This is a genomic window from Methylobacterium sp. E-005, from assembly GCF_022829725.1.
Taxonomy (GTDB): Bacteria; Pseudomonadota; Alphaproteobacteria; order Rhizobiales; family Beijerinckiaceae; genus Methylobacterium.
The window spans coordinates 117295-136588 of record NZ_JAKSYG010000256.1 but is presented as its reverse complement, the minus strand read 5'-3'; the positions used below and the strand labels follow the sequence as shown (position 1 = coordinate 136588).

At 69.5% G+C, this 19294-nt stretch carries 21 protein-coding genes; 14 read left to right on the top strand and 7 right to left on the bottom strand.

Going from position 1 to position 19294, the window contains the following annotated elements:
- The first annotated feature begins 8 nt into the window (after nucleotides 1-8).
- The 4 genes from cbiE to MKK88_RS31600 are packed head-to-tail and all read left to right on the top strand — an operon-like array spanning nucleotide 9 to nucleotide 3731.
- A complete protein-coding gene (gene cbiE / locus MKK88_RS31615; RefSeq protein WP_244007407.1) occupies nucleotides 9-1241 on the top strand; it encodes a precorrin-6y C5,15-methyltransferase (decarboxylating) subunit CbiE in 1233 nt (410 codons plus the stop codon).
- Nucleotides 1238-1642 carry a cobalamin biosynthesis protein gene (locus tag MKK88_RS31610; protein WP_244007405.1) on the top strand — a complete coding sequence of 135 codons (405 nt, stop codon included), beginning with the start codon at nucleotides 1238-1240 and terminating at the stop codon, nucleotides 1640-1642. Before cbiE ends, MKK88_RS31610 begins: the two co-directional genes overlap by 4 nt.
- On the top strand, nucleotides 1639-2415 hold the full coding sequence (gene cobM, locus MKK88_RS31605; RefSeq protein WP_244007403.1) for a precorrin-4 C(11)-methyltransferase: 777 nt from the start codon (nucleotides 1639-1641) through the stop codon (nucleotides 2413-2415). The genes MKK88_RS31610 and cobM overlap by 4 nt, the downstream gene beginning before the upstream one ends.
- Nucleotides 2412-3731 carry a cobyrinate a,c-diamide synthase gene (locus MKK88_RS31600; protein ID WP_244007401.1) on the top strand — a complete coding sequence of 440 codons (1320 nt, stop codon included), beginning with the start codon at nucleotides 2412-2414 and terminating at the stop codon, nucleotides 3729-3731. The genes cobM and MKK88_RS31600 overlap by 4 nt, the downstream gene beginning before the upstream one ends.
- 133 nt (nucleotides 3732-3864) lie before the next feature.
- Here the strand turns inward: MKK88_RS31600 and MKK88_RS31595 are convergent, their stop codons facing one another.
- Nucleotides 3865-4272 (bottom strand): helix-turn-helix domain-containing protein, encoded by a 408-nt coding sequence (locus MKK88_RS31595; protein WP_244007943.1) that lies wholly within the window; start codon nucleotides 4270-4272, stop codon nucleotides 3865-3867.
- A 377-nt stretch (nucleotides 4273-4649) separates the two neighbouring features.
- Between MKK88_RS31595 and MKK88_RS31590 the strand changes: the two genes are divergently transcribed.
- Nucleotides 4650-4997 carry an antibiotic biosynthesis monooxygenase family protein gene (locus MKK88_RS31590; RefSeq protein ID WP_244007399.1) on the top strand — a complete coding sequence of 116 codons (348 nt, stop codon included), beginning with the start codon at nucleotides 4650-4652 and terminating at the stop codon, nucleotides 4995-4997.
- 460 nt (nucleotides 4998-5457) lie between these two features.
- The gene (locus tag MKK88_RS31585) at nucleotides 5458-6963 is read left to right on the top strand and encodes an exopolysaccharide biosynthesis polyprenyl glycosylphosphotransferase (protein WP_244007397.1); all 1506 of its coding nucleotides are present in this window, start codon (nucleotides 5458-5460) and stop codon (nucleotides 6961-6963) included.
- Nucleotides 6964-6979: 16 nt separating this feature from the next.
- Here MKK88_RS31585 and MKK88_RS31580 read toward each other — a convergent pair whose 3' ends face one another.
- A complete protein-coding gene (locus MKK88_RS31580; RefSeq protein WP_244007395.1) occupies nucleotides 6980-7465 on the bottom strand; it encodes a Fur family transcriptional regulator in 486 nt (161 codons plus the stop codon).
- 131 nt (nucleotides 7466-7596) lie between these two features.
- Between MKK88_RS31580 and MKK88_RS34000 the strand changes: the two genes are divergently transcribed.
- Genes MKK88_RS34000 through MKK88_RS31570 form a run of 3 tightly spaced genes read left to right on the top strand, consistent with a single transcriptional unit; the run spans nucleotide 7597 to nucleotide 9403 of the window.
- Nucleotides 7597-7731, top strand: a complete 135-nt coding sequence (locus tag MKK88_RS34000) for a hypothetical protein (RefSeq protein ID WP_279602666.1) — start codon at nucleotides 7597-7599, stop codon at nucleotides 7729-7731.
- Nucleotides 7728-8531 (top strand): metal ABC transporter ATP-binding protein, encoded by an 804-nt coding sequence (locus MKK88_RS31575; RefSeq protein WP_244007393.1) that lies wholly within the window; start codon nucleotides 7728-7730, stop codon nucleotides 8529-8531. The genes MKK88_RS34000 and MKK88_RS31575 overlap by 4 nt, the downstream gene beginning before the upstream one ends.
- 47 nt (nucleotides 8532-8578) lie before the next feature.
- Nucleotides 8579-9403: a metal ABC transporter permease gene (locus MKK88_RS31570; RefSeq protein ID WP_244007942.1), complete on the top strand. Its 825-nt coding sequence runs from the start codon at nucleotides 8579-8581 to the stop codon at nucleotides 9401-9403.
- Here the strand turns inward: MKK88_RS31570 and MKK88_RS31565 are convergent, their stop codons facing one another.
- Genes MKK88_RS31565 through MKK88_RS31555 form a run of 3 tightly spaced genes read right to left on the bottom strand, consistent with a single transcriptional unit; the run spans nucleotide 9404 to nucleotide 12131 of the window.
- Nucleotides 9404-10267, bottom strand: coding sequence for an SDR family oxidoreductase (locus tag MKK88_RS31565; RefSeq protein ID WP_244007391.1), 864 nt, complete (start codon nucleotides 10265-10267; stop codon nucleotides 9404-9406). It abuts the gene before it with no gap.
- Entirely contained in the window at nucleotides 10264-11409 is a 1146-nt protein-coding gene (queG, locus tag MKK88_RS31560; RefSeq protein ID WP_279602705.1) for a tRNA epoxyqueuosine(34) reductase QueG, read from the bottom strand. Before queG ends, MKK88_RS31565 begins: the two co-directional genes overlap by 4 nt.
- A gap of 29 nt (nucleotides 11410-11438) precedes the next feature.
- Nucleotides 11439-12131 carry a glutathione S-transferase family protein gene (locus MKK88_RS31555; protein ID WP_244007387.1) on the bottom strand — a complete coding sequence of 231 codons (693 nt, stop codon included), beginning with the start codon at nucleotides 12129-12131 and terminating at the stop codon, nucleotides 11439-11441.
- Between the two features lie 252 nt (nucleotides 12132-12383).
- Here MKK88_RS31555 and MKK88_RS31550 point away from each other — a divergent pair, with 252 nt between their 5' ends.
- The 5 genes from MKK88_RS31550 (at nucleotide 12384) to MKK88_RS31530 (ending at nucleotide 16995) form a co-directional block, all read left to right on the top strand.
- The gene (locus MKK88_RS31550) at nucleotides 12384-13187 is read left to right on the top strand and encodes an undecaprenyl-diphosphate phosphatase (protein WP_244007385.1); all 804 of its coding nucleotides are present in this window, start codon (nucleotides 12384-12386) and stop codon (nucleotides 13185-13187) included.
- 180 nt (nucleotides 13188-13367) lie between these two features.
- Nucleotides 13368-15257 (top strand): methylmalonyl-CoA mutase subunit beta, encoded by a 1890-nt coding sequence (locus MKK88_RS31545; RefSeq protein WP_244007383.1) that lies wholly within the window; start codon nucleotides 13368-13370, stop codon nucleotides 15255-15257.
- Between the two features lie 31 nt (nucleotides 15258-15288).
- A complete protein-coding gene (locus MKK88_RS31540; protein WP_244007381.1) occupies nucleotides 15289-15630 on the top strand; it encodes a hypothetical protein in 342 nt (113 codons plus the stop codon).
- 167 nt (nucleotides 15631-15797) lie between these two features.
- A complete protein-coding gene (locus MKK88_RS31535) occupies nucleotides 15798-16244 on the top strand; it encodes a hypothetical protein (protein WP_244007380.1) in 447 nt (148 codons plus the stop codon).
- A 31-nt stretch (nucleotides 16245-16275) separates the two neighbouring features.
- Complete coding sequence (locus tag MKK88_RS31530; RefSeq protein ID WP_244007378.1) at nucleotides 16276-16995, top strand: glutathione S-transferase family protein; 720 nt, start codon at nucleotides 16276-16278, stop codon at nucleotides 16993-16995.
- Nucleotides 16996-17002: 7 nt separating this feature from the next.
- On the opposite strand, the gene MKK88_RS31525 is transcribed toward MKK88_RS31530, so the two are convergent.
- Both MKK88_RS31525 and MKK88_RS31520 read right to left on the bottom strand, forming a co-directional pair.
- Nucleotides 17003-17326, bottom strand: a complete 324-nt coding sequence (locus MKK88_RS31525; protein WP_244007376.1) for a YbaB/EbfC family nucleoid-associated protein — start codon at nucleotides 17324-17326, stop codon at nucleotides 17003-17005.
- Nucleotides 17327-17400: 74 nt separating this feature from the next.
- On the bottom strand, nucleotides 17401-19263 hold the full coding sequence (locus tag MKK88_RS31520) for a DNA polymerase III subunit gamma/tau (protein ID WP_244007374.1): 1863 nt from the start codon (nucleotides 19261-19263) through the stop codon (nucleotides 17401-17403).
- Between the last annotated feature and the right edge of the window lie 31 nt (nucleotides 19264-19294).

Below are 19294 nucleotides of genomic sequence, written 5' to 3'. Positions count from 1 at the left end.
CCTTGTCCATGAGCGGTGAGGCCCTGTCGAGCCGGGACGCACCGGGACGCTGGCTGTCGATCATCGGCATCGGCGAGGATGGTCGGTCTGGCCTCGCCCCTGCCGCCGCCGCCGCGCTCGACGCGGCCCAGGTGGTCTACGGCGGCAGCCGCCACTTCGCCTTGGCCGGCCCCCTGCAGGCCGAGGGCCGGCCATGGCCGCGCCCGATCCACACGGCCTATCCGGAGATCCTCGCCCGCCGGGGCCGGCCCACCTGCATCCTGGCGACCGGTGATCCGTTCCATTATGGCATCGGCGCCGAGATCGCCCGGCTGGTCCCGCCTGCCGAGATCCGCGCCTTCCCGCAACCATCGGCGTTCAGCCTCGCCTGCGCGCGCCTCGGCTGGCCGCTGGCCGAGTGCGGCCTCGTGACCCTCCACGGCCGGGCCCTCGCGCGGATCGTGCCGCAACTCCAGCCGGGGGCCCGGCTGCTGGTCCTGTCGTGGGACGGCACCACACCGGGGGCGCTGGCGGCGCTCCTCACCGAGCGCGGCTTCGGGTCATCCGCCGTGACAGTCCTGGAAGCGATGGGTGGCCCGCGCGAGCGGATCCGCGCGGCGCGCGCCGACGCCTTCGATCTCGCCGACATCGATCCGCTCAATACCGTGGCGATCACCGTGGCCGGTACCGGGTTCGCGCTGCCCCTTGCGCCGGGGCTCGACGATGCCCTGTTCGAGAATGACGGGCAGCTCACCAAGGCCGAGATCCGGGCGCTCACCCTGGCGGCCCTGCGTCCCCATCCTGGCCTGCTCCTGTGGGATATCGGGGCCGGTGCCGGCTCGATCACCATCGAGTGGATGCTGCGCCATCCCAGCCTGCGCGCCGTCGCGATCGAAGTGCGCCCGGACCGGGCCGAGCGCATCCGGCGCAATGCCGAACACCTCGGCGCGCCGGACCTCACCGTGGTGACGGGCACCGCGCCGGATGCGCTGGCCGGCCTGCCCGAGCCGGACGCGGTGTTCATCGGCGGCGGCGTCTCGGAGCCGGGTGTGCTGTCGGCAGCCCTGGCGGCCCTCAAGCCGGGCGGGCGCTGCGTCGCCAACGCGGTGACGCTGGAGGGCGAAGCGGCCCTGCTCGGGGCCTTTGCGACATGGGGTGGCAACCTGCGCCGCTTGTCCGTCGAGCGTGCGAGCCCGGTGGGGGGCCTGCACGGCTGGCGGCCGGCGATGCCGGTGACCCAATGGGCCTGGACCAAGCCATGACCAATCTTCTCGCCGCCGGAATCGGTTTTCGCCGCGGCACCGGAGCCGACGAGATCGCGGCGCTGATCACCCGGGCTCTTTTGCATGTCGGCGCCGGACCGCGCGACCTGACGGCTATCGCTACGGCGGCCGACCGGACCTGCGAGCCGGCGATCGCTCAGGCCGCGGCGCGCTTCAGCCTGTCGCCCTGCCCCATCGACCCTGAGGCGCTGGCGGCCCGCGATGCCGAACTCGTCACCCGCTCGGCGCGGATCGAGCACCTGCGCGGCGTCGGTTCCCTGGCGGAGGCCGCGGCTCTCGCAGCGGCCGGTCCGGGCAGCCGGCTCACCCTTCCCCGGATCGCGAGCGCCGGTGCAACCTGCGCGCTCGCCGTCGGCCAGAGCACGATACCGGCAGCATGACCGTCCACTTCATCGGCGCAGGGCCCGGCGCGGCCGACCTCATCACGGTCCGGGGCCGCGACCGCGTCGCCGCCTGCCCGGTCTGCCTGTACGCCGGATCCCTCGTGGCGCCGGAGATCCTCGGCTGGTGTCCGCCGGGCGCCCGGATCATCGACACCGCCCCCCTCGACCTTGACGCCATCATGGCCGAGATCGCGGCGGCGCACGAAGCCGGCCACGACGTGGCGCGGCTGCATTCGGGCGATCTGTCGATCTGGAGCGCGCTGGCGGAGCAGATGCGCCGGCTCGACGGACTGGGCATCCCCTACACGGTGACGCCCGGCGTCCCCGCCTTTGCGGCCGCGGCGGCGCTGCTGCGGAAGGAACTCACCGTGCCGGGTGTGGCGCAATCAGTGATCCTCACCCGCACCTCCGGCCGGGCGAGCGCCATGCCGGAGCGCGAGACCCTGGCGGCCTTCGCGGCGACCGGCGCCACGCTGGCGATCCATCTCTCGATTCACGTGGTCGAGCGGGTCGCCGCCGAACTGATCCCCTTCTACGGGCCATCCTGTCCGGCCGCGGCGGTGTTCCGCGCCTCCTGGCCCGACGAGCGGGTCCTGACCGCCGATCTCGCCAGCCTGCCGGCCCGTGTGGCGGAAGCCGGTCTCGAACGCACGGCGCTGATCCTGGTAGGCCCGGCGCTCGGCGCTGAGGGATTCCGCGAGAGCGCGCTTTACGCGGCCGCATACGACCGGCGTTACCGGCCAGGCGGTACGGTCGGAGGGCGGACGTGAGCGCCCCCGGCCTCCTCATCGCGGCGCCGCGTTCGAGTTCCGGCAAGACGACCGTGGCCCTTGCGCTGATGCGGGCGCTCACGCGGCGGGGCCTGCGGGTGCGCGCCGCCAAATGCGGCCCGGACTATATCGATCCGGCCTTCCATCAGGCGGCGACCGGCCGGCCGAGCTTCAACCTCGACAGTTTCGCCATGGTGCCGCCCCTGCTCGACACGCTGGCTCGCGCAACCACGGCCGATGCCGACCTCGTGATCGCCGAGGGCTCCATGGGCCTGTTCGACGGAGTCCGGGCCGCCGAGAGCCGGACGGGGGCCAATGCCGACATCGCCGCCCGCTACGGCTGGCCCGTGGTGCTGGTGGTGGACGTCTCCGGGGCGGCGCAATCGGCTGCCGCCGTGGCCCTGGGCTGCCGGCTCTACGATCCGCGGGTAACGATCGCGGGGGTCATCCTGAACAAGGTGGCGAGTGCGCGGCATCGCCGCCTCGTGGAAGCCGGGATGGCGCGTGCCGGGCTCCCGGTGCTCGGCGCGCTGATGCGGGACGCGCAACTCGTCCTGCCGGAGCGTCACCTCGGCCTCGTTCAGGCTGGGGAGACCGCCGATCTGGAGGCGCGGCTCGACCGGCTCGCCGACCTCGCGGCGGCCGGGATCGATCTCGACGCGGTTGTGGCCGCGGCCGCCGGCGCCGTGCCGGATGTGAGGGGCGCCCTACCCCCGCCGCCCGGCCAGCGTATCGCGGTGGCCCGGGATGCCGCGTTCAGTTTCCTCTATCCGCATCTGGAAACCGGTTGGCGCATGGCCGGTGCCGAATTGATCCCGTTCTCGCCGCTCGAGGATGAGCCGCCGTCGTCAGATTGCGACGTCTGCTGGTTGCCGGGCGGCTACCCTGAGTTGTATGCCGGCCGGCTTGCCGGCGCTGCCACCTTCCTCGAGGGCCTGCGCGTTTTCGCGCGGACCCGACCGATCCACGGCGAGTGCGGCGGCTACATGGTCCTCGGACGTTCCCTGGAGGACGCGGAGGGTGTCACGCACCCCATGGCGGATCTCCTCCCGGTGGCGACCTCATACCACCGCCGCAAGCTTCATCTCGGCTACCGGGTGGCGCGCCTGAGCGGCGACGGGCTGCTCGGCCGGCGCGGGACGCGCCTCATCGGCCACGAGTTCCACTATGCCAGCGAACTCTCGCCGTCAGCCCCGGAACCGGACGCCCTTGCCCATGTCACGGATGCGGAGGGATCCGATCTCGGCTTCGCCGGGCACCGGGTCGGCACCGTATCGGGCAGCTTCTTCCACCTGATCGCCCAGGATCCGGCCTGAGCTGTCCGAGGCCACCGAAGGCGGACTCGACCCGAAGGGCGGGCGCTAGGGAGAGTCGAACCTTCGGCCTCGCGCGCTCCACCGGCGGCGAAGAGGCGTTCAACAGTCGCGTGGGGGCCGGAGAGCGCCGGTCCTACGCGAGATCGCTCGGCGGCGCGGTCGTGCGGGACTGGGCGAGGCGGGCGGCGCTGCGGACCAGCGCGAGCACGTCGCGGCGCATCTGCTCATCTTCGATCTGTGCGTAGGCGCGCAGCAACTCGATCGCCCCTTGACCACTGAGGAAGCCGAACACGTCTTCCTGAGTATTGGCGCGCGGCTCGCTCTCCTCAAAGAAGGCCGAGACCGGGACATCGAGAAGGCGCGCGATTTCGCGAAGCCGCCCGGCGCCGACCCGGTTCTGACCCTTCTCGTATTTCTGCACCTGCTGGAAGGTGACGCCCACCGCATTGCCCAGCGCGGTCTGGCTCATGCCTCGGGCCTTCCGCAGCGCGGTGATCCGGATACCGACCAAGCGATCGACATCCGTCGTCTGCTTCGGCATCGCCTGACCCGACGTCTCCCTCTCGCCGGAGGTGAGTGCATCCGATTGCGGACGCGCCGTCTCCCCCTCACCGTCGCGCCGCTTCACCGTCCGTCCCACCTTCCGAAGTCATGACATAGGATCGTGCGGCTTTGAGTTCGCCGAGGGCATAGCGCCGATCTGCGGAACATACCGGCCGCGACACAGTAGGACACCAAGTTATCAAGCTCTGCAAGTCGAATATTACATCTTGTAGTTTAAGCACACACAACTTTGCAACAATGTTGCTGAAATGTCGACCCTAACTCAGCGCTTTCACGAGGTGCGCCCCGTCGCCGCGCGGGCGCGCATGGGGGCGGAGAAACCGCTAGGAGATCCTGTCCGCAGAGGAGAATGACATGTTCATCGCGATGAATCGCTTCAAGGTCGTTAAGGACGCGACGGCAGATTTCGAGGCCGTCTGGCTCGGGCGCGACAGCCATCTCGGTGAGATGGAGGGCTTCGTGGAATTCCATCTCCTGCGAGGGCCCGAGCACGATGACCACGTCCTCTATGCCTCGCACACGATTTGGCGATCACGCGCCGATTTCGAGGCCTGGACCCGCTCCGAGCAGTTCCGGAAGGCGCATGGCCGCGTGCCCACGACCAAGCCGCTCTATCTGGGCCATCCGCAGTTCGAAGGTTTCGAGGCCATCCAGACCGTCGGCGGAGCCGAGTCCGCCCAGGAACAGACCCAGGTGGTCTGATCGATCCGACCGCGCATCCGCCAGGGCGCCCGCCGCCGTGGCGGATGCGGAGTCGGGCGGGCATACCACCAGCACGGCGCCCGGGACTCATCTTCGGTCGTCGTGCCGGCCTAGCTGATCTCAACGCGCGGCGTCTCGCTCCAGACGCCCGAGCCAGGACCAGCCTTTATCCCTTTTGGTTGAGCTTTTCCTTCAGCCTAACGCGCCAGAATTGAAGGGCGCGAGGTGTGTGAAGTACGTACCCAATCAATGCCCGTCACATCTGCGGCAAACAGCGGATTTTAACCAATCGTTCATTGCCGGTTTAGTCCACACGTACTAGACCGGGACGGCCCAGAAGAATTGGGTTCGTGATTCTCCGGGCCCGCCGCTTGCTCCGTTACCGGTACAGGCCGGCACTGAAACACGCCGTGTTTCAGACTGGTACAAAGTCCGATCAAGACGGGACGTGGCGCGCCAGATGTTTCACGAACGGATCCCGGAGACGTTCCAACTTCTGCCGGCTTCGGCGGATCGCCGTCGCAACGTGTGGTCGGCGCTGCTGCCCCATCGTGGGCGCGCTGCGGCGCGGATCGCCCTATCGTCGGCTCTGGCCGCCACGGATCTCGCGGCGATCCTCGCGGTCATGCTGTTCATGGAATGCGCCTACGAGATCGTCTACCAGGACGGCCTCATCGGCACCGGCATCCTGCGCGGTCTTCGGCTCGCCTCACTCCTCGGCCTCGTCATCGTGGCCACGAACGCGTTGCGCGCGGAATACAGCCTCGACAACGTGATCGCGCGGAAATCGAACATCCAACGCACGGCCTCGCTCTGGCTGGTGGCCTGGGCCGCCGTGCTGGTGGTCGGCTTCATGACCAAGACCACCGTCGATTACTCGCGCCTCGTCTCCCTCGGGTCTTTCCTCGCCGGGCTGCCCGCCCTCATCCTGACCCGTGGCGCGATGGTCCGCCTCGTGCGGCGACGCCTGACGGCCGGTTCGGCCTCGGTCAGCCGCGTCCATCTCGTGGGCTACGAGGAGGATATCACGCGTTTCTACGCCAGCAACGCGATCGACCGGCTCGGCCTGCGGATCGTCGGCACGAGCTACCTGCGCCGCGTCGATCCGGGCGCGGATACCGCCGCCCGGCACGATCAGTTGCAAGAGGATCTCGATCTCGCGGTCTCAGTGGTACGCTTCCTGCGCCCGGACGACGTGTTCGTCCTCGTGCCGTGGACCGACAATGCCGAGGTCGAGCGCTGCATCGATGCGTTCCTCCGGGTCCCCTCGGCGCTGCATCTGCGGCCCGGCGCGATGCTCGACCGGTTCCCCGACCTGCAGGTCGCCCGGGTCGGCGGCGTGTCCGGTATCAATATCGGCCGTCGGCCGCTGAACCTGGGCGAGGTCGTGCTGAAGCGGGCGCTCGACCTCACGGTTGCAACGATCGCGCTGGTCTCGCTGTCGCCGCTGCTTGCGCTCATCGCGCTGGCGATCAAGCTCGACAGCCGGGGCCCGGTATTCTTCCGCCAGAAGCGCTACGGCTTCAACCAGCAGCCTTTCGGCGTGTTCAAGTTCCGCTCGATGCGGACGGAGGCCAATGCCGTTTTCCGGCAGGCGACCCGCAACGACAACCGGATCACCCGGGTGGGCGCGATCCTCCGGCGGACCAATCTCGACGAGCTGCCGCAGCTCCTGAACGTCCTACGGGGGGAGATGTCGCTGGTCGGCCCCCGCCCCCATGCCCTGGCGCATGACCGAAGCTTCGAGCGTCGCATCGCCCTCTATGCCCGCCGCCACAACGTGCGACCGGGGATCACCGGCTGGGCGCAGGTCAACGGCTTCCGCGGCGAGACGCTGACCGATCTCGACATGGAGCGACGCGTCGCCTGCGACCTGCACTACATCGACAATTGGTCGGTCTGGTTCGACCTCCAGATCATGATCCAGACGCTGATCTCGCGCCGCGCCTACCGGAACGCGTTCTGAGCTCCCGGACACGCGGTCACGGCGCGTGGTCCCGTTCCCGGCACGCGCCGCAATCGCCCTCGACCTCGAGGATACTGTGGGTCGGGGTGAAGCCCGCCCGCTCCAGCGTGCGCTCCAACCCGCCCTCCACGTCGGCCGAGGACGCCTCATCGACGCCGCCGCAGGTGCGGCAGATCAGGAAGATCACGCCTTCCCCGGGCGCGTGATCGTGCCCGCACGGGATGAAGGCGTTGCGGCTCGCGATCCGGTGGACCAGCCCCTGCTCCATCAGGAAGTCCAGGGCGCGATAGACTGAGACCGGCGCGACGCGCTTGCCCGGCGCGCTGAGGCGCTCAGCGATGTCGTAGGCGCCCTGCGCCTTACCGGACCCGGCCACCGCCTCCAGAACCTCCCGGCGCAGCGGGGTGAACTGAAGGCCGCGCTCCCGGCAGATGGCCTCCGCCCGTGCGACCATGTCGGGGGCGGCGGTCCGACACGCGTCGTGCCCCTCGTGGCGGTGCATGATGGCTCCCATGACAGATCCGCAGGTTGTCCCGCGGGTTTGTTACAGTGTATCACCGCTGGCCCGGACCGCACCAGTCTCCGCACTGCCGCGCACCTGCCCCGCGCCGGCCCGAGCGCGACGAGGACGCCTTGCCCATCATCTCCAGCCCCAGACGCGCGGCCCGGCGATCCCTGTTCCAGAGCGGGATCGGCCCGCGCCTGGCCCTCGCCGGGAGCCTCTCCGCCCTGGTCTGGCTGACGATCGCCTGGGCGCTCGCGACATGAGTGCCACCACCATACCGGTTCCGGATCCGATCCGGTTGGTCAGCCTGACGCTGGGCTACGATCGGCATCCGGCGATCCACCATCTGGACGGGACCGTGCACGCCGGCGATCTGCTCGCCTTGGTCGGACCGAACGGAGCCGGGAAGTCGACCCTGCTCAAGGGGATGGTTGGAGAGATTCCCTGCCTCGACGGGCGCGTCGAGCGGAGCGGGGCCATCGCCTACATGCCGCAGGCCGACGAGATCGACCGCAGCTTCCCCCTGAGCGTGATGGATCTCGCCGGGATGGGCCTGTGGCGGCGCGCCGGCGCGTGGCGAAGCCTGAGCCGGCAGCGGCGCGCCATCGAGGCGGCCCTCGCCGCGGTCGGCCTCGACGGGTTCGAGGCGCGCCCGATCGGTACCCTCTCGGGTGGGCAGTTCCGCCGCGCTCTGTTCGCCCGGCTGATCCTTCAGGATTGCCCCGTCATCCTCTTGGACGAGCCGTTCACCGGTATCGACGCACGCACCGTCGACGATCTGCTGGCGCTGATCCGGGGCTGGCACGCGGAGGGCCGCACGGTGGTCGCGGCGCTGCACGATCTGGCGCAGGTGCGCGCCCATTTCCCGATGACGCTGCTGCTCGCCCGCGAGCCCATTGCCTGGGGCCCGACGGCCCGGGTGCTCACGGCGGAGAATCTCGCGCGCGCCAGAAACCTCTCGGAGGCCTGGGACGAGGGTGCGCCGGTCTGCGCTGGTCCGCGGATCAGCGGGAACCACGACCACGGCGCGCACGGCCATCACCATCACGAGGATGCCGCGTGATCGATCCGTTCGGGTCCCTGGTCGCGCCATTCGTGGAGTTCGGCTTCATGCGCCGGGCGCTGGCGGGCTGCCTCGCCCTGTCGGTCTCGGCGCCGCCGGTCGGTGTATTCCTGACGCTGCGCCGGATGAGCCTGATGAGCGACGCGATGAGCCACGCCATCCTGCCCGGCGCCGCGGCGGGCTTCCTGGTCGCCGGCCTGTCGCTGCCGGCGATGACCCTCGGCGGCTTGGTCGCGGGCCTCGCGGTGGCGCTACTTGCGGGCGCCGTCACCCGCGCGACGACGGTGCGGGAGGACGCCAACCTCGCGGCCTTCTACCTGATCTCCCTGGCGGCCGGGGTGCTGCTGGTCTCCCTGCGCGGCTCGCAGATCGACCTGATGCACTTCCTGTTCGGATCGGTCCTGGCGCTGGACGATGCTGCCCTTTGGCTACTGGGCGGCATCAGCACGCTGACTCTGGTGGCACTCGCCGTGCTTTACCGGCCGCTGGTGATGGAATGCGTCGATCCGCTGTTCCTGCGCACGGTGAGCCGCAGTGGCGGTCCGGTCCATTTCGCCTTCCTGGCCCTGGTGGTGATCAACCTCGTCGGCGGGTTCCAGGCCCTGGGGACCCTGCTGGCGGTCGGGCTGATGCTGCTGCCGGCGGTGGCGGCCCGGTTCTGGACCCGCGATCTCGGCGTCCTCATCCCCGTCTCAATTCTGATCGCCGCCCTGGCGAGCGTGTCCGGGCTCAGCCTGTCGTACCAGCTCGACCTCCCGAGCGGCCCGGCCATCGTGCTGGCCGCCGGGGCGCTCTACCTGGCCTCGATGCTGGTCGGCCCGCGCGGCGGATTGCTCCGCCGCCTCATCCGGCCCCGTCACCTCGAGGCCTGATCAGGGCTGCTCCTTCAGCGCCGCCAGACCCTCGCGGTAAGTTGGATAGGCCAGCGCGACGCCGAGTTCCTCGCGGATCAACCGGTTCCGCACGCGCTTGTTCTCGCCGTAGAAGCTTCGCGCCATCGGCGACAGGTCGGCGGTCTCGAAATCGATCTCGGGCGGCAGCGCCAGCCCGGTCAGGGCGGCGGCGTGCTCGATGACCGTCTGGGGCGCGGTCGGCTCGTCGTCGGTGACGTTGTAGATCGCCCCCGCACGCGGCCGCTCGATCGAGGCCAGCAGGGTCGTGGCGATATCGTCGACGTGGATGCGGTTGAAGACCTGTCCGGCCTTCACGATCCGCTGGGAGCGCCCCTCGCGCAGCTTCACGATCAGGTTACGCCCCGGCCCGTAGATGCCCGACAGCCGGAAGATCTGGACCGCCTTACCGGTCGCGGCACCGAGCGCCAGCCACGCATCCTCTGCGTCGAGCCGGATCCTGGAGCGGCCGCTGCGAGGGCTGGCGGGCGTGGTCTCGTCGATCCAGGCGCCCTGCTGATCGCCGTAGACCCCGATGGTCGAGAGGTAGCCGACCCAGCCGATCCGGCTCGCGGCGATCACATCCGCGTAGCGGGCGAGCACGGGGTCGCCGTTCTCCCCTGGGGGTACCGAGACGAGGAGCGCGTCGGTTTCCGAGAGATCGGTGGCGATGCGCGGATCGTCGGCGCCAGGGCCGAAGGCGCGCATGGCGAAACCCGCCTCCGCCGCGAGGCGCCCGGCGGAGGCAGATTCGGTGACGGTGGCGAACACGGTGCCGAACCGATCGCGCGCCCGCTCGGCGAAGCGGCGACCGGTGAAGCCCAGGCCGAAGACGAAGAGATTCATGCCGCGGATGTCTCGCCGGCACAGGCTTCCGTCAAGCCGACGGCGTTCCGCCACTCGTCGCGGACATGCGGATCGGTCTCGCCCGGTCCGTGCCGATGATGCAGAACCTGAATGGCCTCCGCTTCAAGCAGTTGCCCACACGCCCAGACCGCCATTCCGCGCACCAGCGGCGAGGGATCGGCCAGCCGCGCGACTGCCGCGTCGGCGAGGTCGGGCGCACCGGAATTCCCGACCGCGATCATCACGTTGCGCAGGAATCGATCGCGGCCGGTGCGCTTCACCGGCGTACCGGCGAACAGGCTCCGGAAGGCCGCATCGTCGAGGGTGGCGAGATCGGCGAGCGGCGGGGCCGCCAGATCGGCCCGCGCCGCGAGGCGGGTCTCGGCGGCAGTGCGGGCGAATTTGTTCCAGGGACAGACCGCCAAGCAGTCGTCGCAGCCGAACACCCGGTTGCCGATGGCCGGCCGGAACGCAGCCGGGATCGGGCCGGCATGTTCGATGGTCAGGTACGAGATGCAGCGCCGCGCATCGAGCCGGTAAGGCGCCGGGAAAGCATCGGTCGGGCAGATATCGAGGCAAGCGCGGCAGGAGCCGCAATGGTCGCGTCCGGGCGCGTCCGGCTCGAATTCGGCGCTGGTATAGATCGCCCCGAGCAGGAGCCAGTTGCCGTGCTCCCGGGAGATCAGCACCGTGTGTTTGCCCTGCCAGCCGAGCCCCGCCGCTTCGGCCAGCGTCTTCTCCATCACCGGCGCGGTGTCGCAGAAGACCTTCACGCGCACGTCGCCCTTCGCCGACAGGTAGCCGCCGAGCTCTTTCAGTTTGCCCTTCAAAACCTCGTGATAATCTCGCCGCTGCGCGTAGGCTGCCACCACACCGCGCTCGGATTGCGCCACGAGCGCCAGCGGATCGTGCTCCGGCCGGTAGCTCATGGCGAGAACCAGGATGCTGCGCAGACCGGGCCACAGACCGGTGGGGCGGGCGCGTTGATCGGCCCGCTCGACCATCCAATCCATGGTGCCGTGGGCGCCCTCGGCGAGCCACGTCGAGAGCCGTTCGGGCAAATTGGGCAGACGGTCGGGCCGCGTCACACGCAGGCCGCAGAAGCCGAGCGCCCGGGCCCGGGTCTCGACGAGGCGGCGCAGGTCGGCGCCGATATAGGTCCGTCGGGCGTTCAGAAATCCAGATCCGCGTAATGGGCGGCCGGCGGCATGCCGGCGACCCGGTCGGCGAGCAACCCCCGGAACGAGGGCCGCGACTTCACCCGGGCGTACCAGTTCCGTGCCATCTCGTCCTCATCCCAGGGCACATCCCCGAGATAGTCGACACAGGAGAGATGGGCGGCAGCCGCGAGATCGGCATAGGTCAGGTTGTCGCCCGCAATCCAGCGCCGCCGGGCGATCAGGTAGCCGATATACTTGAGATGGTAGCGAACGTTCGTGCGCGCAGCCCGGATCGCGTTCATGTCGGGCGGGCCGCCGCCCGCGTTGCTGGACATGAAGCGCTTCGAGATCTTCTCGTTGACGAGGTAGCCCGTCACCTCCGATTCGAACTTCACCAGGAACCAGTCGAGCAGGCGCCGCACCTCGACCCGGTCCACCGTATCATCCGGCAGCAGGCGGCGGCCGGAGAGGCCGAGCCCCCGGGTCTCGTCGAGGTATTCGGCGATGACGCCGGCGCCGGGCACCACGAGGCCGTTCTGCTCCAGCAGCACCGGGGTGACGCCTGCCGGATTGATCAGCAGGAAATCGTCCCGGCGCTCCCAGGGCCGTTCCTCGAACAGCGTCGGTTCCATGCCCATCTCGGCAAGCACGAGACGGATGAACCGGGAATTCGCGCAGAAGGGGAAATGATAGAGGGTCGCCATCGAGGCCGTGCGGGACGTTCGGTCGGGCAGCGCGGCTGGTCCCGCGCTCGTCGAGGATCCTGAAGCGCAGGTCTTCAGCGCGCAGGACTTCGGACCGAGCGTTATTGCCCGACCGTTGCCGAGCCCTTAACACGCGCAGCCGGTATCGGTAACCGCCCGTCAATCCTGATGGGTGAACCCTCCGGCCAATTCTTCAGATGGCGCGACCTGCCCGGCACGGGCCGGCGCGCGCCTGCGGCACAGGACGTGACGATGGATCCGGTCAGCATCGGCAAGGCAGTCCTGCTCGCGCTGGTTGAGGGCGCAACCGAGTTCATCCCGGTCTCCTCTACCGGGCACCAGCTCCTCGTCGGCCACTTCATCGGGTTCCACTCGCCCAACAACACCTTCGAGGTGCTGATCCAGCTCGGCGCGATCCTGGCGATCCTGCTGGTCTATTTCCGCCGCCTGCTCGGCATCGCCACCGCGCTGCCGAACGATCCCAAGGCCCGCCGCTTCGTGCTGGGCATCCTGGTGGCGTTCCTGCCGGCGGCGATCATCGGCGGCCTCTTCTCGAAGGTGATCAAGGCGTATCTGTTCAACCCCTGGATCGTCTGCGCGACCCTGGTGGCGGGCGGCCTCGTGCTGCTCGTCATCGACGACACCGACCTGAAGGTCCGCAAGACCGACGTCTACGATTTCTCGCTGCCGATGGACCTGAAGATCGGCATCTTCCAGTGCCTTGCCATGATCCCCGGCGTCTCCCGCTCCGGCGCCACCATCGTGGGCGCGATGCTGATGGGCGCCGACAAGCGCTCCGCCACCGAGTTCTCGTTCTATCTCGCCATGCCCACCATGGCGGGGGCCTTCGCCAAGGACCTGCTCGACAACTACAAATACCTGTCGAGCAACGATGTCGGCCTGATTGTGATCGGCTTCATCGTGTCGTTCATCTCGGCGCTGGTCGTGGTGCGGGTGCTGCTGGACTACGTCTCCCGGCACGGCTTCTGGCTGTTCGCGTGGTGGCGCATCATCGTCGGCGCGCTGGGTTTTGCCGGCCTGATTATCTTCGGGTGAGGCAGGGCATCCCCTTGGGCTGGCCCGGGCCTTCCTGCGAAAACCGATCTTGGCGCATCAAAAAGCGCTCACCGGCGGCTTGATCTTTCCTCAACCATCGGACGATTGCCACCGGCGAGGCGGCATGCGAGGCAATCTCATGAAAGCGGTGCACAAGACGCCGCGTTCTGGGACGCTCCGATGGAAGACAAACCGCTCGCCGACCTCTTCGAGCCCGCGAGCCGGGGGCGCTGGCTCGGCCTCGTCGAGGGCGTCCTGAAGGGTGCCGATTTCGAGAAACGGCTGGTCTCCCGGACGGCGGATGGCCTGCGGATCGAGCCGCTCTACGGACCGGCCGAGCCAGCTGCCCAACCGGTGCGTGAGCCGGGTCCGTGGCGGATCGCCCAGCGAGTGGATCATCCGGATCTCGCCGCCGCCAATGCTCAGGCTCTCAGCGACCTTGATGGCGGTGCCGACGCCCTTGTTCTGGCCTTCGCCGGCGCACCCGGCGCTCGGGGCTACGGTCTGAATGTGGCGAGCGTCGAGGATCTCGACGCTGCGCTGAAGGGCGTGATGCTGCCCCTGATCAACCTGCGCCTCGATGCCGGCGGCCGGGGGCTTGAGGCGGCTCGTCTCGTCAAAGCTCTGGCGGAGCGGCGGGGCGAGGATCTATCAAGCTACGATCTCGACCTCGGCATCGATCCCGTCGGCGTGTTGGCGGCGACCGGGAGCCTGGGCGCCGTGTGGAGCGAGATCGCCCCGCGGCTGGCCGAGACGGCGGCGGACCTGGAAACCGCGGGTTTCACCGGCCGGGTCTTCCTGGCCGATGGCCGCCCGTATCACGAGGCCGGCGCCGGTGAGGCGGCTGAACTCGGTGCCGTGCTCGCCACAGCGCTGACCTATCTCCGCGCCCTGGAGGCTGCCGGCCACGACCTCGACACCGCCCGCTCCCGCATCGCTGTGCTGCTCGCAGCCGACGCCGACGAATTCGTCACCGTCGCGAAGTTTCGTGCGATGCGCCGCCTCTGGGCGCGGGTCGAGCAGGCCTGCGGGCTGGAGCCGAAGCCCGTGCGGCTCCACGCCGAGACCGCGTGGCGGATGATGACCCAGCGCGACCCGTTCGTGAACATTTTGCGCACCGGCATGGCGGCGGCCTCCGCCGGGATGGGCGGCGCCGATGGCGTCGCGGTCCTACCCTACACGCAGGCGCTCGGCCTGCCCGACGCCTTCGCCCGGCGCGTGGCCCGCAACAGCCAGATCGTGCTGATCGAGGAATCGCACCTCGCCCGCGTCAGCGACCCCGCCGCGGGTGCCGGAGGGTTCGAGGCCCTGACGGCGGAGATCGCCGAGGCCGCCTGGGCGGCCTTCCAGGCGATCGAGGCCGAGGGCGGCATCGTCGCTTCTTTGAGCATCGGCAAGCTGCAACGCAGGATCGAGGCGGTCCGCGAGGCCCGCACGAAGGCCGTGGCGAACCGCCGCGAAGCCCTCACCGGCGCCAGCGAGTTCCCGAACCTTGCTGAGAAGCCGGTCACGGTGCTCGACGTGCCGCGGGTCCCCGCGCCCCGGAGTGCCAATTTCGGTCCCGGCTCGGCGGTCGCCTGCGATGCCCTGCCGTCCCAGCGTCTCGCCGAGCCCTACGAAGCCCTACGCGACGCCTCCGATGCCTATCACGCCAAGACCGGCCGCCGGCCGACCCTGTTCCTGGCCAATCTGGGTTCGGTGGCGGCGTTCAACGCCCGGGCGACCTTCGCGGCCAATGCCTTCGCGGCTGGTGGCATCGAGGCCCTGTCGAACGACGGTTTCGCCGACGCCGACGCCGCTGCGGCGGCGTTCCGGGAATCGGGCGCCAGCCTCGCCTGCATCTGTTCCACCGACGCGATCTACACGGAGCGCGCCGTCCAGACTGCGGAAGCGCTCGCGCGAGCCGGCGCCGGAGTAATCTACCTCGCCGGGAAACCCGCGGATCTCACCGAGCCGCTGAAGCAGGCGGGGGTGCAGGCCTTCCTGCATGTCGGCTGCGATCTCCTCACCCTGCTCAACGGCGCCCTGCGCGCCGCCCTGCGCCCTCCATCGCCGCAGCGGACCGTCTGACACAGCTCCCCTCAAGCCGAACCGACGCCGTATGACGCGCCTGATCGCCACGCTCCCGATCCTTGCGGGAACCGGTCAAGCCATGGCCCTTCCCCGCAGCGTGCCGATCCCAGGCCGCTATGACGGCACGTGCAGCGTCGGGATCGTCACCGAAGCGGGACTCTGCGACCGGGCCTACCGCTATCCCATCCGGATCGAGCACGGCGTCGCACGCTTTCTCGGCACGGCTTTGACGGTACAGGGCAGCGTCGCCGGAGACGGGACTGTCCGCGGCTCGATCTCCAACGGTACCGCGACGGCGGACGTGCGCGGGCGCCTGCGACGGACTGGATTCGGCGCCGGCACCTGGGTCACCTCGGGGGCGCTCGCATGAAGCGGGCATTGCAATGCCGAACGGCGCAGCTGAGGCTGCGACCTTGCGTCATGGAACAACCGCGCTGTTGCCCGAAAGCAGGCCCGGACGATGCCGTGTCAGCCGCGTTCCCGACGCAATCATGAGGGAATGCTGAACACGGTTCGGATCCCCGACGAGGCCGCCGCATGAAAACTTCGATCCTCGCGTTTTTCTCCGTCCTTGCGCTCGTGTCGACGGCACAGGCGCGCTCCCACCGGCACCCTCCCGTGCAGACGGTGAATCAGGCCGAGGCCGAGAAAGTGTTGGCTCCGCTCCGGCAGGCGGCCACCGCGTGCTTCGCCGACACGGTCCTGTCGAACCCCAAGGCCACCGCCGAGGCACGCGCCGGTCGCTGGTACGAGGCGGTGGGCATCACGGGCTTCCTCTGCCGTCCGGAGGTCGCCGCGATGATTCAGGCGCACGATCAGATCTACGGGGCGAAGACCGGCGAGCGCTACTTCAAGACCGCCTATGCCAAGCACCTTGACCAGCAGCTCGCCGAGCGGCTTCAGCCGGTGCTGGCCCGCAAGACCGTCGCCAGCGCCGAGCCGCCGCCCGAGAAGACCAGCGAGGACAGCGCGGCGGGCAACTGAGCCAGCGCCGTAGGCGGGGAGCCGTCCGGCGATGAGCTACGAGCTTCACTACTGGCCGATGATCCAGGGGCGCGGCGAGTTCGTCCGTCTCGCTCTCGAAGAAGCGGGCGTCGATTATATCGATGTCGTCCGTCAGGACGATGATGCGGGCGGCATCGATCCGATGCTCGACCGCCTGTCGGATCCCAAAAATCCGCGCCCGCCCTTCGCGCCTCCCTTCCTGCGCGACGGCGATCTCGTCATCGGGCAGAGCGCCGCAATCCTGCTTCATCTCGGCCCGCGCCTCGGACTCGCGGGCACCACCGAGCGCGACCGGATCTGGACGCATCAGCTCCAGCTCACCATCGCGGATGCCGTGGACGAGGTGCACGACACGCACCACCCGCTCGGCGTCGACCTCTACTACACGGACCAGAGGCCAGAGGCGCTGCGCCGGGCGGCCGGATTCCGGAAGACCCGGCTGCCGAAATTCCTCGGCTATTTTGAACGCGTGCTCGCGGCCAACGGCGGCACAGGACTGGTCGGCGCGGATCTGACCTACGCGGACCTGTCGCTGTTCCAGCTCGTCGATGGGCTGCACTACGCCTTCCCGAAGGCCACCGCGGTGGCGCTACAGTCTGCGCCGCAGGTGGAACGGCTGCATGCCGCCGTCGCGCAGCGCCCCCGGATCGCCGCCTATCTGTCGAGCGAGCGGCGGATCCCGTTCAATGAGGACGGGATCTTCCGGCGCTATCCCGAGCTCGACGGCTGAAGGCCGCTTAGAACGGCAGTTTCATCCCGGGCGGCAGGGGCAGCCCCTTGGTCAACTCGGCCATATGCTCCTGCATCGTCGCCTCCGCCTTGCCGCGGGCATCATTGCAGGCGGCCACGATCAGATCCTCCAGGATCTCACGCTCGTCCGCGACCATCAGCGCGGGATCAATCGTGATCCCCTTCATCTGACCCTTGGCCGTCATGGTGACATGAACCGAGCCGCCACCGGACGCGCCGGTGACCTCGATCTGATCCATTTCGGACTGCAGGTTGGCCATCTTCTCCTGCATGGCCTGGGCCTGCTTCATGATGCCCATCAGATCACGCATCGGAACTCCTCCCTGTACTGTCGTCGTCTGATCTGGGTACGGGCCAGCCCGCCATCCATGGCCGGGCCGAAGCCTCAGCGATCGTCGTCCTCGACCTCGTCCACCCGGGCCGCGTCGCCCTCTCCGAGAATCTCCTGCTCGGCGGTGGGAAGCGCCTCGGAGGCCGTCTCGCGCACGTCGACGATTTCGGCCCCGGGAAAGCGGGTGAGCACCTCGCGCACGAACGGATCCGCGGCGGCGTTCTCCCGGCGGGTCTCGACCACCGCCCGGGCCGCTGCATCACGGGTCGGCGCCCCCTCCTCCTTGGAAAGAGCGACGGACCAGCGCCGGCCGGTCCAGCGCTCGATCGCCGCCGCAAGGTCCGTGGCGAGGCTCGGCCGACCGCCCTGGGCGAGACGGAACTCGATCCGTCCCTCTTCGAAGCGCACGAGATGGACGTCCCGTTCAAGGGCCGTCCGCAGCAGAATGTCCCGGTTGGCATCCGCCAGGGCAATGAGATCCTCGAACCGTCCGAGCCGCAGCGTCGGCGGCGCGACGGGGGCGGGTTGTGCGGCCGGTACGGCCATCGCCACCGGGGCGGCGGTCGGGACGGACTCTGCGGGGAGCGTCCGGGGCGCCGCAGCGAGCGCCGCCGAGCCCCCGCCGCGCAGATCCGGGATCGGCGGCAGCGCGGGACGCCCTGTCGGGGCAGGCTCGTCGACGGGAGCCGTGGCGGCCTCGGCCTTCAACTGGCGCAGCGCCTCGTCCGGGGTCGGGAGGTCGGCCGCGTAGGCGAGGCGCACGATCGCCATCTCGGCCGCCGCCAGCGGACGCGGCGCGGCCTGCACCTCAGGGATCGCCTTGAGCAGGATCTGCCACGCCCGCGACAGGGCGCGGATCGACAGTTTTTCGGCAAACTGTCCGCCGCGGACGCGCTCGGTCTCGCTGAGCGTCGGGTCCTGGGCGGTCTCGGGCACCACCTTCAGGCGCGTCACCAAATGCGTGAAGGCCGCGAGGTCCGAGAGCACCACCGACGGGTCGGCGCCCGAATCGTACTGCGCCCGCAACTCGGAGAAAGCCGCCGGTACGGAGCCGCGCATCACCGCCTCGAACAGATCGAGGATCCGGGCGCGGTCGGCCAGCCCCAGCATGTCGCGCACGCTCTGCGCGGTAACGGCCCCGGCGCCGTGCGCGATCGCCTGGTCGAGGAGCGAGAGGGCGTCGCGCACCGATCCCTCGGCGGCGCGCACGATGGCGCCCAAAGCCTCGTCCTCAGCTTCGACCCGCTCAGCCGCGCAGACCTTCGCAAGATGGGCGTGGAGCACCGGCGCCTCGACCCGGCGTAGGTCGAAACGCTGGCAGCGGGACAGGATCGTCACCGGGACCTTGCGGATTTCCGTGGTGGCGAACACGAACTTGGCGTGGGGCGGCGGCTCCTCCAGCGTCTTCAGGAAGGCGTTGAACGCCTTCTCGGACAGCATGTGGACCTCGTCGACGATGTAGACCTTGTAGCGCGCCGAGACCGGTCCGTAGCGGATGCCGTCAATGATCGCCCGCACGTCGTCGATGCCGGTATGCGAGGCGGCATCCATCTCCAGCACGTCCATGTGCCGGGATTCCATGATCGCCGCGCAGTGCAGGCCGAGTTCCGGCATCGACACGGTCGGGCCGGTCTCGGGCCGACCGGCCAGGGCGTAGTTGAGGCCGCGGGCGAGGATCCGCGCCGTCGTGGTCTTGCCGACGCCGCGGACGCCCGTAAGCATCCAGGCCTGCGGGATGCGGTTGGCCGCGAACCCGTTGGCGAGGGTGCGGACCATCGCCTCCTGGCCGATCAGGTCGCCGAAATGGGTGGGGCGGTATTTGCGCGCCAGTACGCGGTAGGGCGTCGCCGCGGCGACGGGCGCTGGAAACCCGGGCAGGCCCGGCTCGTCGTCAGGCGTGCCGGTCGAAGCGTCCATGCCGGTCGGGATCGGGCTGCCGCGCGCGAGA

Excerpts from the sequence above, each read along its gene's own strand:
- MKK88_RS31545 (WP_244007383.1), top strand. The coding sequence starts at position 13,368 with ATGGAAGACAAACCGCTCGCCGACCTCTTCGAGCCCGCGAGCCGGGGG.
- MKK88_RS31535 (WP_244007380.1), top strand. The coding sequence starts at position 15,798 with ATGAAAACTTCGATCCTCGCGTTTTTCTCCGTCCTTGCGCTCGTGTCG.
- cbiE (WP_244007407.1), top strand. The coding sequence starts at position 9 with ATGAGCGGTGAGGCCCTGTCGAGCCGGGACGCACCGGGACGCTGGCTG.
- MKK88_RS31520 (WP_244007374.1), bottom strand. The coding sequence starts at position 19,263 with ATGGACGCTTCGACCGGCACGCCTGACGACGAGCCGGGCCTGCCCGGG.
- MKK88_RS31565 (WP_244007391.1), bottom strand. The coding sequence starts at position 10,267 with ATGAATCTCTTCGTCTTCGGCCTGGGCTTCACCGGTCGCCGCTTCGCC.
- MKK88_RS31570 (WP_244007942.1), top strand. The coding sequence starts at position 8,579 with ATGCGCCGGGCGCTGGCGGGCTGCCTCGCCCTGTCGGTCTCGGCGCCG.
- MKK88_RS31575 (WP_244007393.1), top strand. The coding sequence starts at position 7,728 with ATGAGTGCCACCACCATACCGGTTCCGGATCCGATCCGGTTGGTCAGC.
- MKK88_RS31555 (WP_244007387.1), bottom strand. The coding sequence starts at position 12,131 with ATGGCGACCCTCTATCATTTCCCCTTCTGCGCGAATTCCCGGTTCATC.
- MKK88_RS31530 (WP_244007378.1), top strand. The coding sequence starts at position 16,276 with ATGAGCTACGAGCTTCACTACTGGCCGATGATCCAGGGGCGCGGCGAG.
- MKK88_RS31595 (WP_244007943.1), bottom strand. The coding sequence starts at position 4,272 with ATGCCGAAGCAGACGACGGATGTCGATCGCTTGGTCGGTATCCGGATC.
- cobM (WP_244007403.1), top strand. The coding sequence starts at position 1,639 with ATGACCGTCCACTTCATCGGCGCAGGGCCCGGCGCGGCCGACCTCATC.
- MKK88_RS31525 (WP_244007376.1), bottom strand. The coding sequence starts at position 17,326 with ATGCGTGATCTGATGGGCATCATGAAGCAGGCCCAGGCCATGCAGGAG.
- MKK88_RS31540 (WP_244007381.1), top strand. The coding sequence starts at position 15,289 with ATGACGCGCCTGATCGCCACGCTCCCGATCCTTGCGGGAACCGGTCAA.
- MKK88_RS31550 (WP_244007385.1), top strand. The coding sequence starts at position 12,384 with ATGGATCCGGTCAGCATCGGCAAGGCAGTCCTGCTCGCGCTGGTTGAG.
- MKK88_RS31610 (WP_244007405.1), top strand. The coding sequence starts at position 1,238 with ATGACCAATCTTCTCGCCGCCGGAATCGGTTTTCGCCGCGGCACCGGA.
- MKK88_RS31580 (WP_244007395.1), bottom strand. The coding sequence starts at position 7,465 with ATGCACCGCCACGAGGGGCACGACGCGTGTCGGACCGCCGCCCCCGAC.
- MKK88_RS31590 (WP_244007399.1), top strand. The coding sequence starts at position 4,650 with ATGTTCATCGCGATGAATCGCTTCAAGGTCGTTAAGGACGCGACGGCA.
- MKK88_RS31585 (WP_244007397.1), top strand. The coding sequence starts at position 5,458 with ATGTTTCACGAACGGATCCCGGAGACGTTCCAACTTCTGCCGGCTTCG.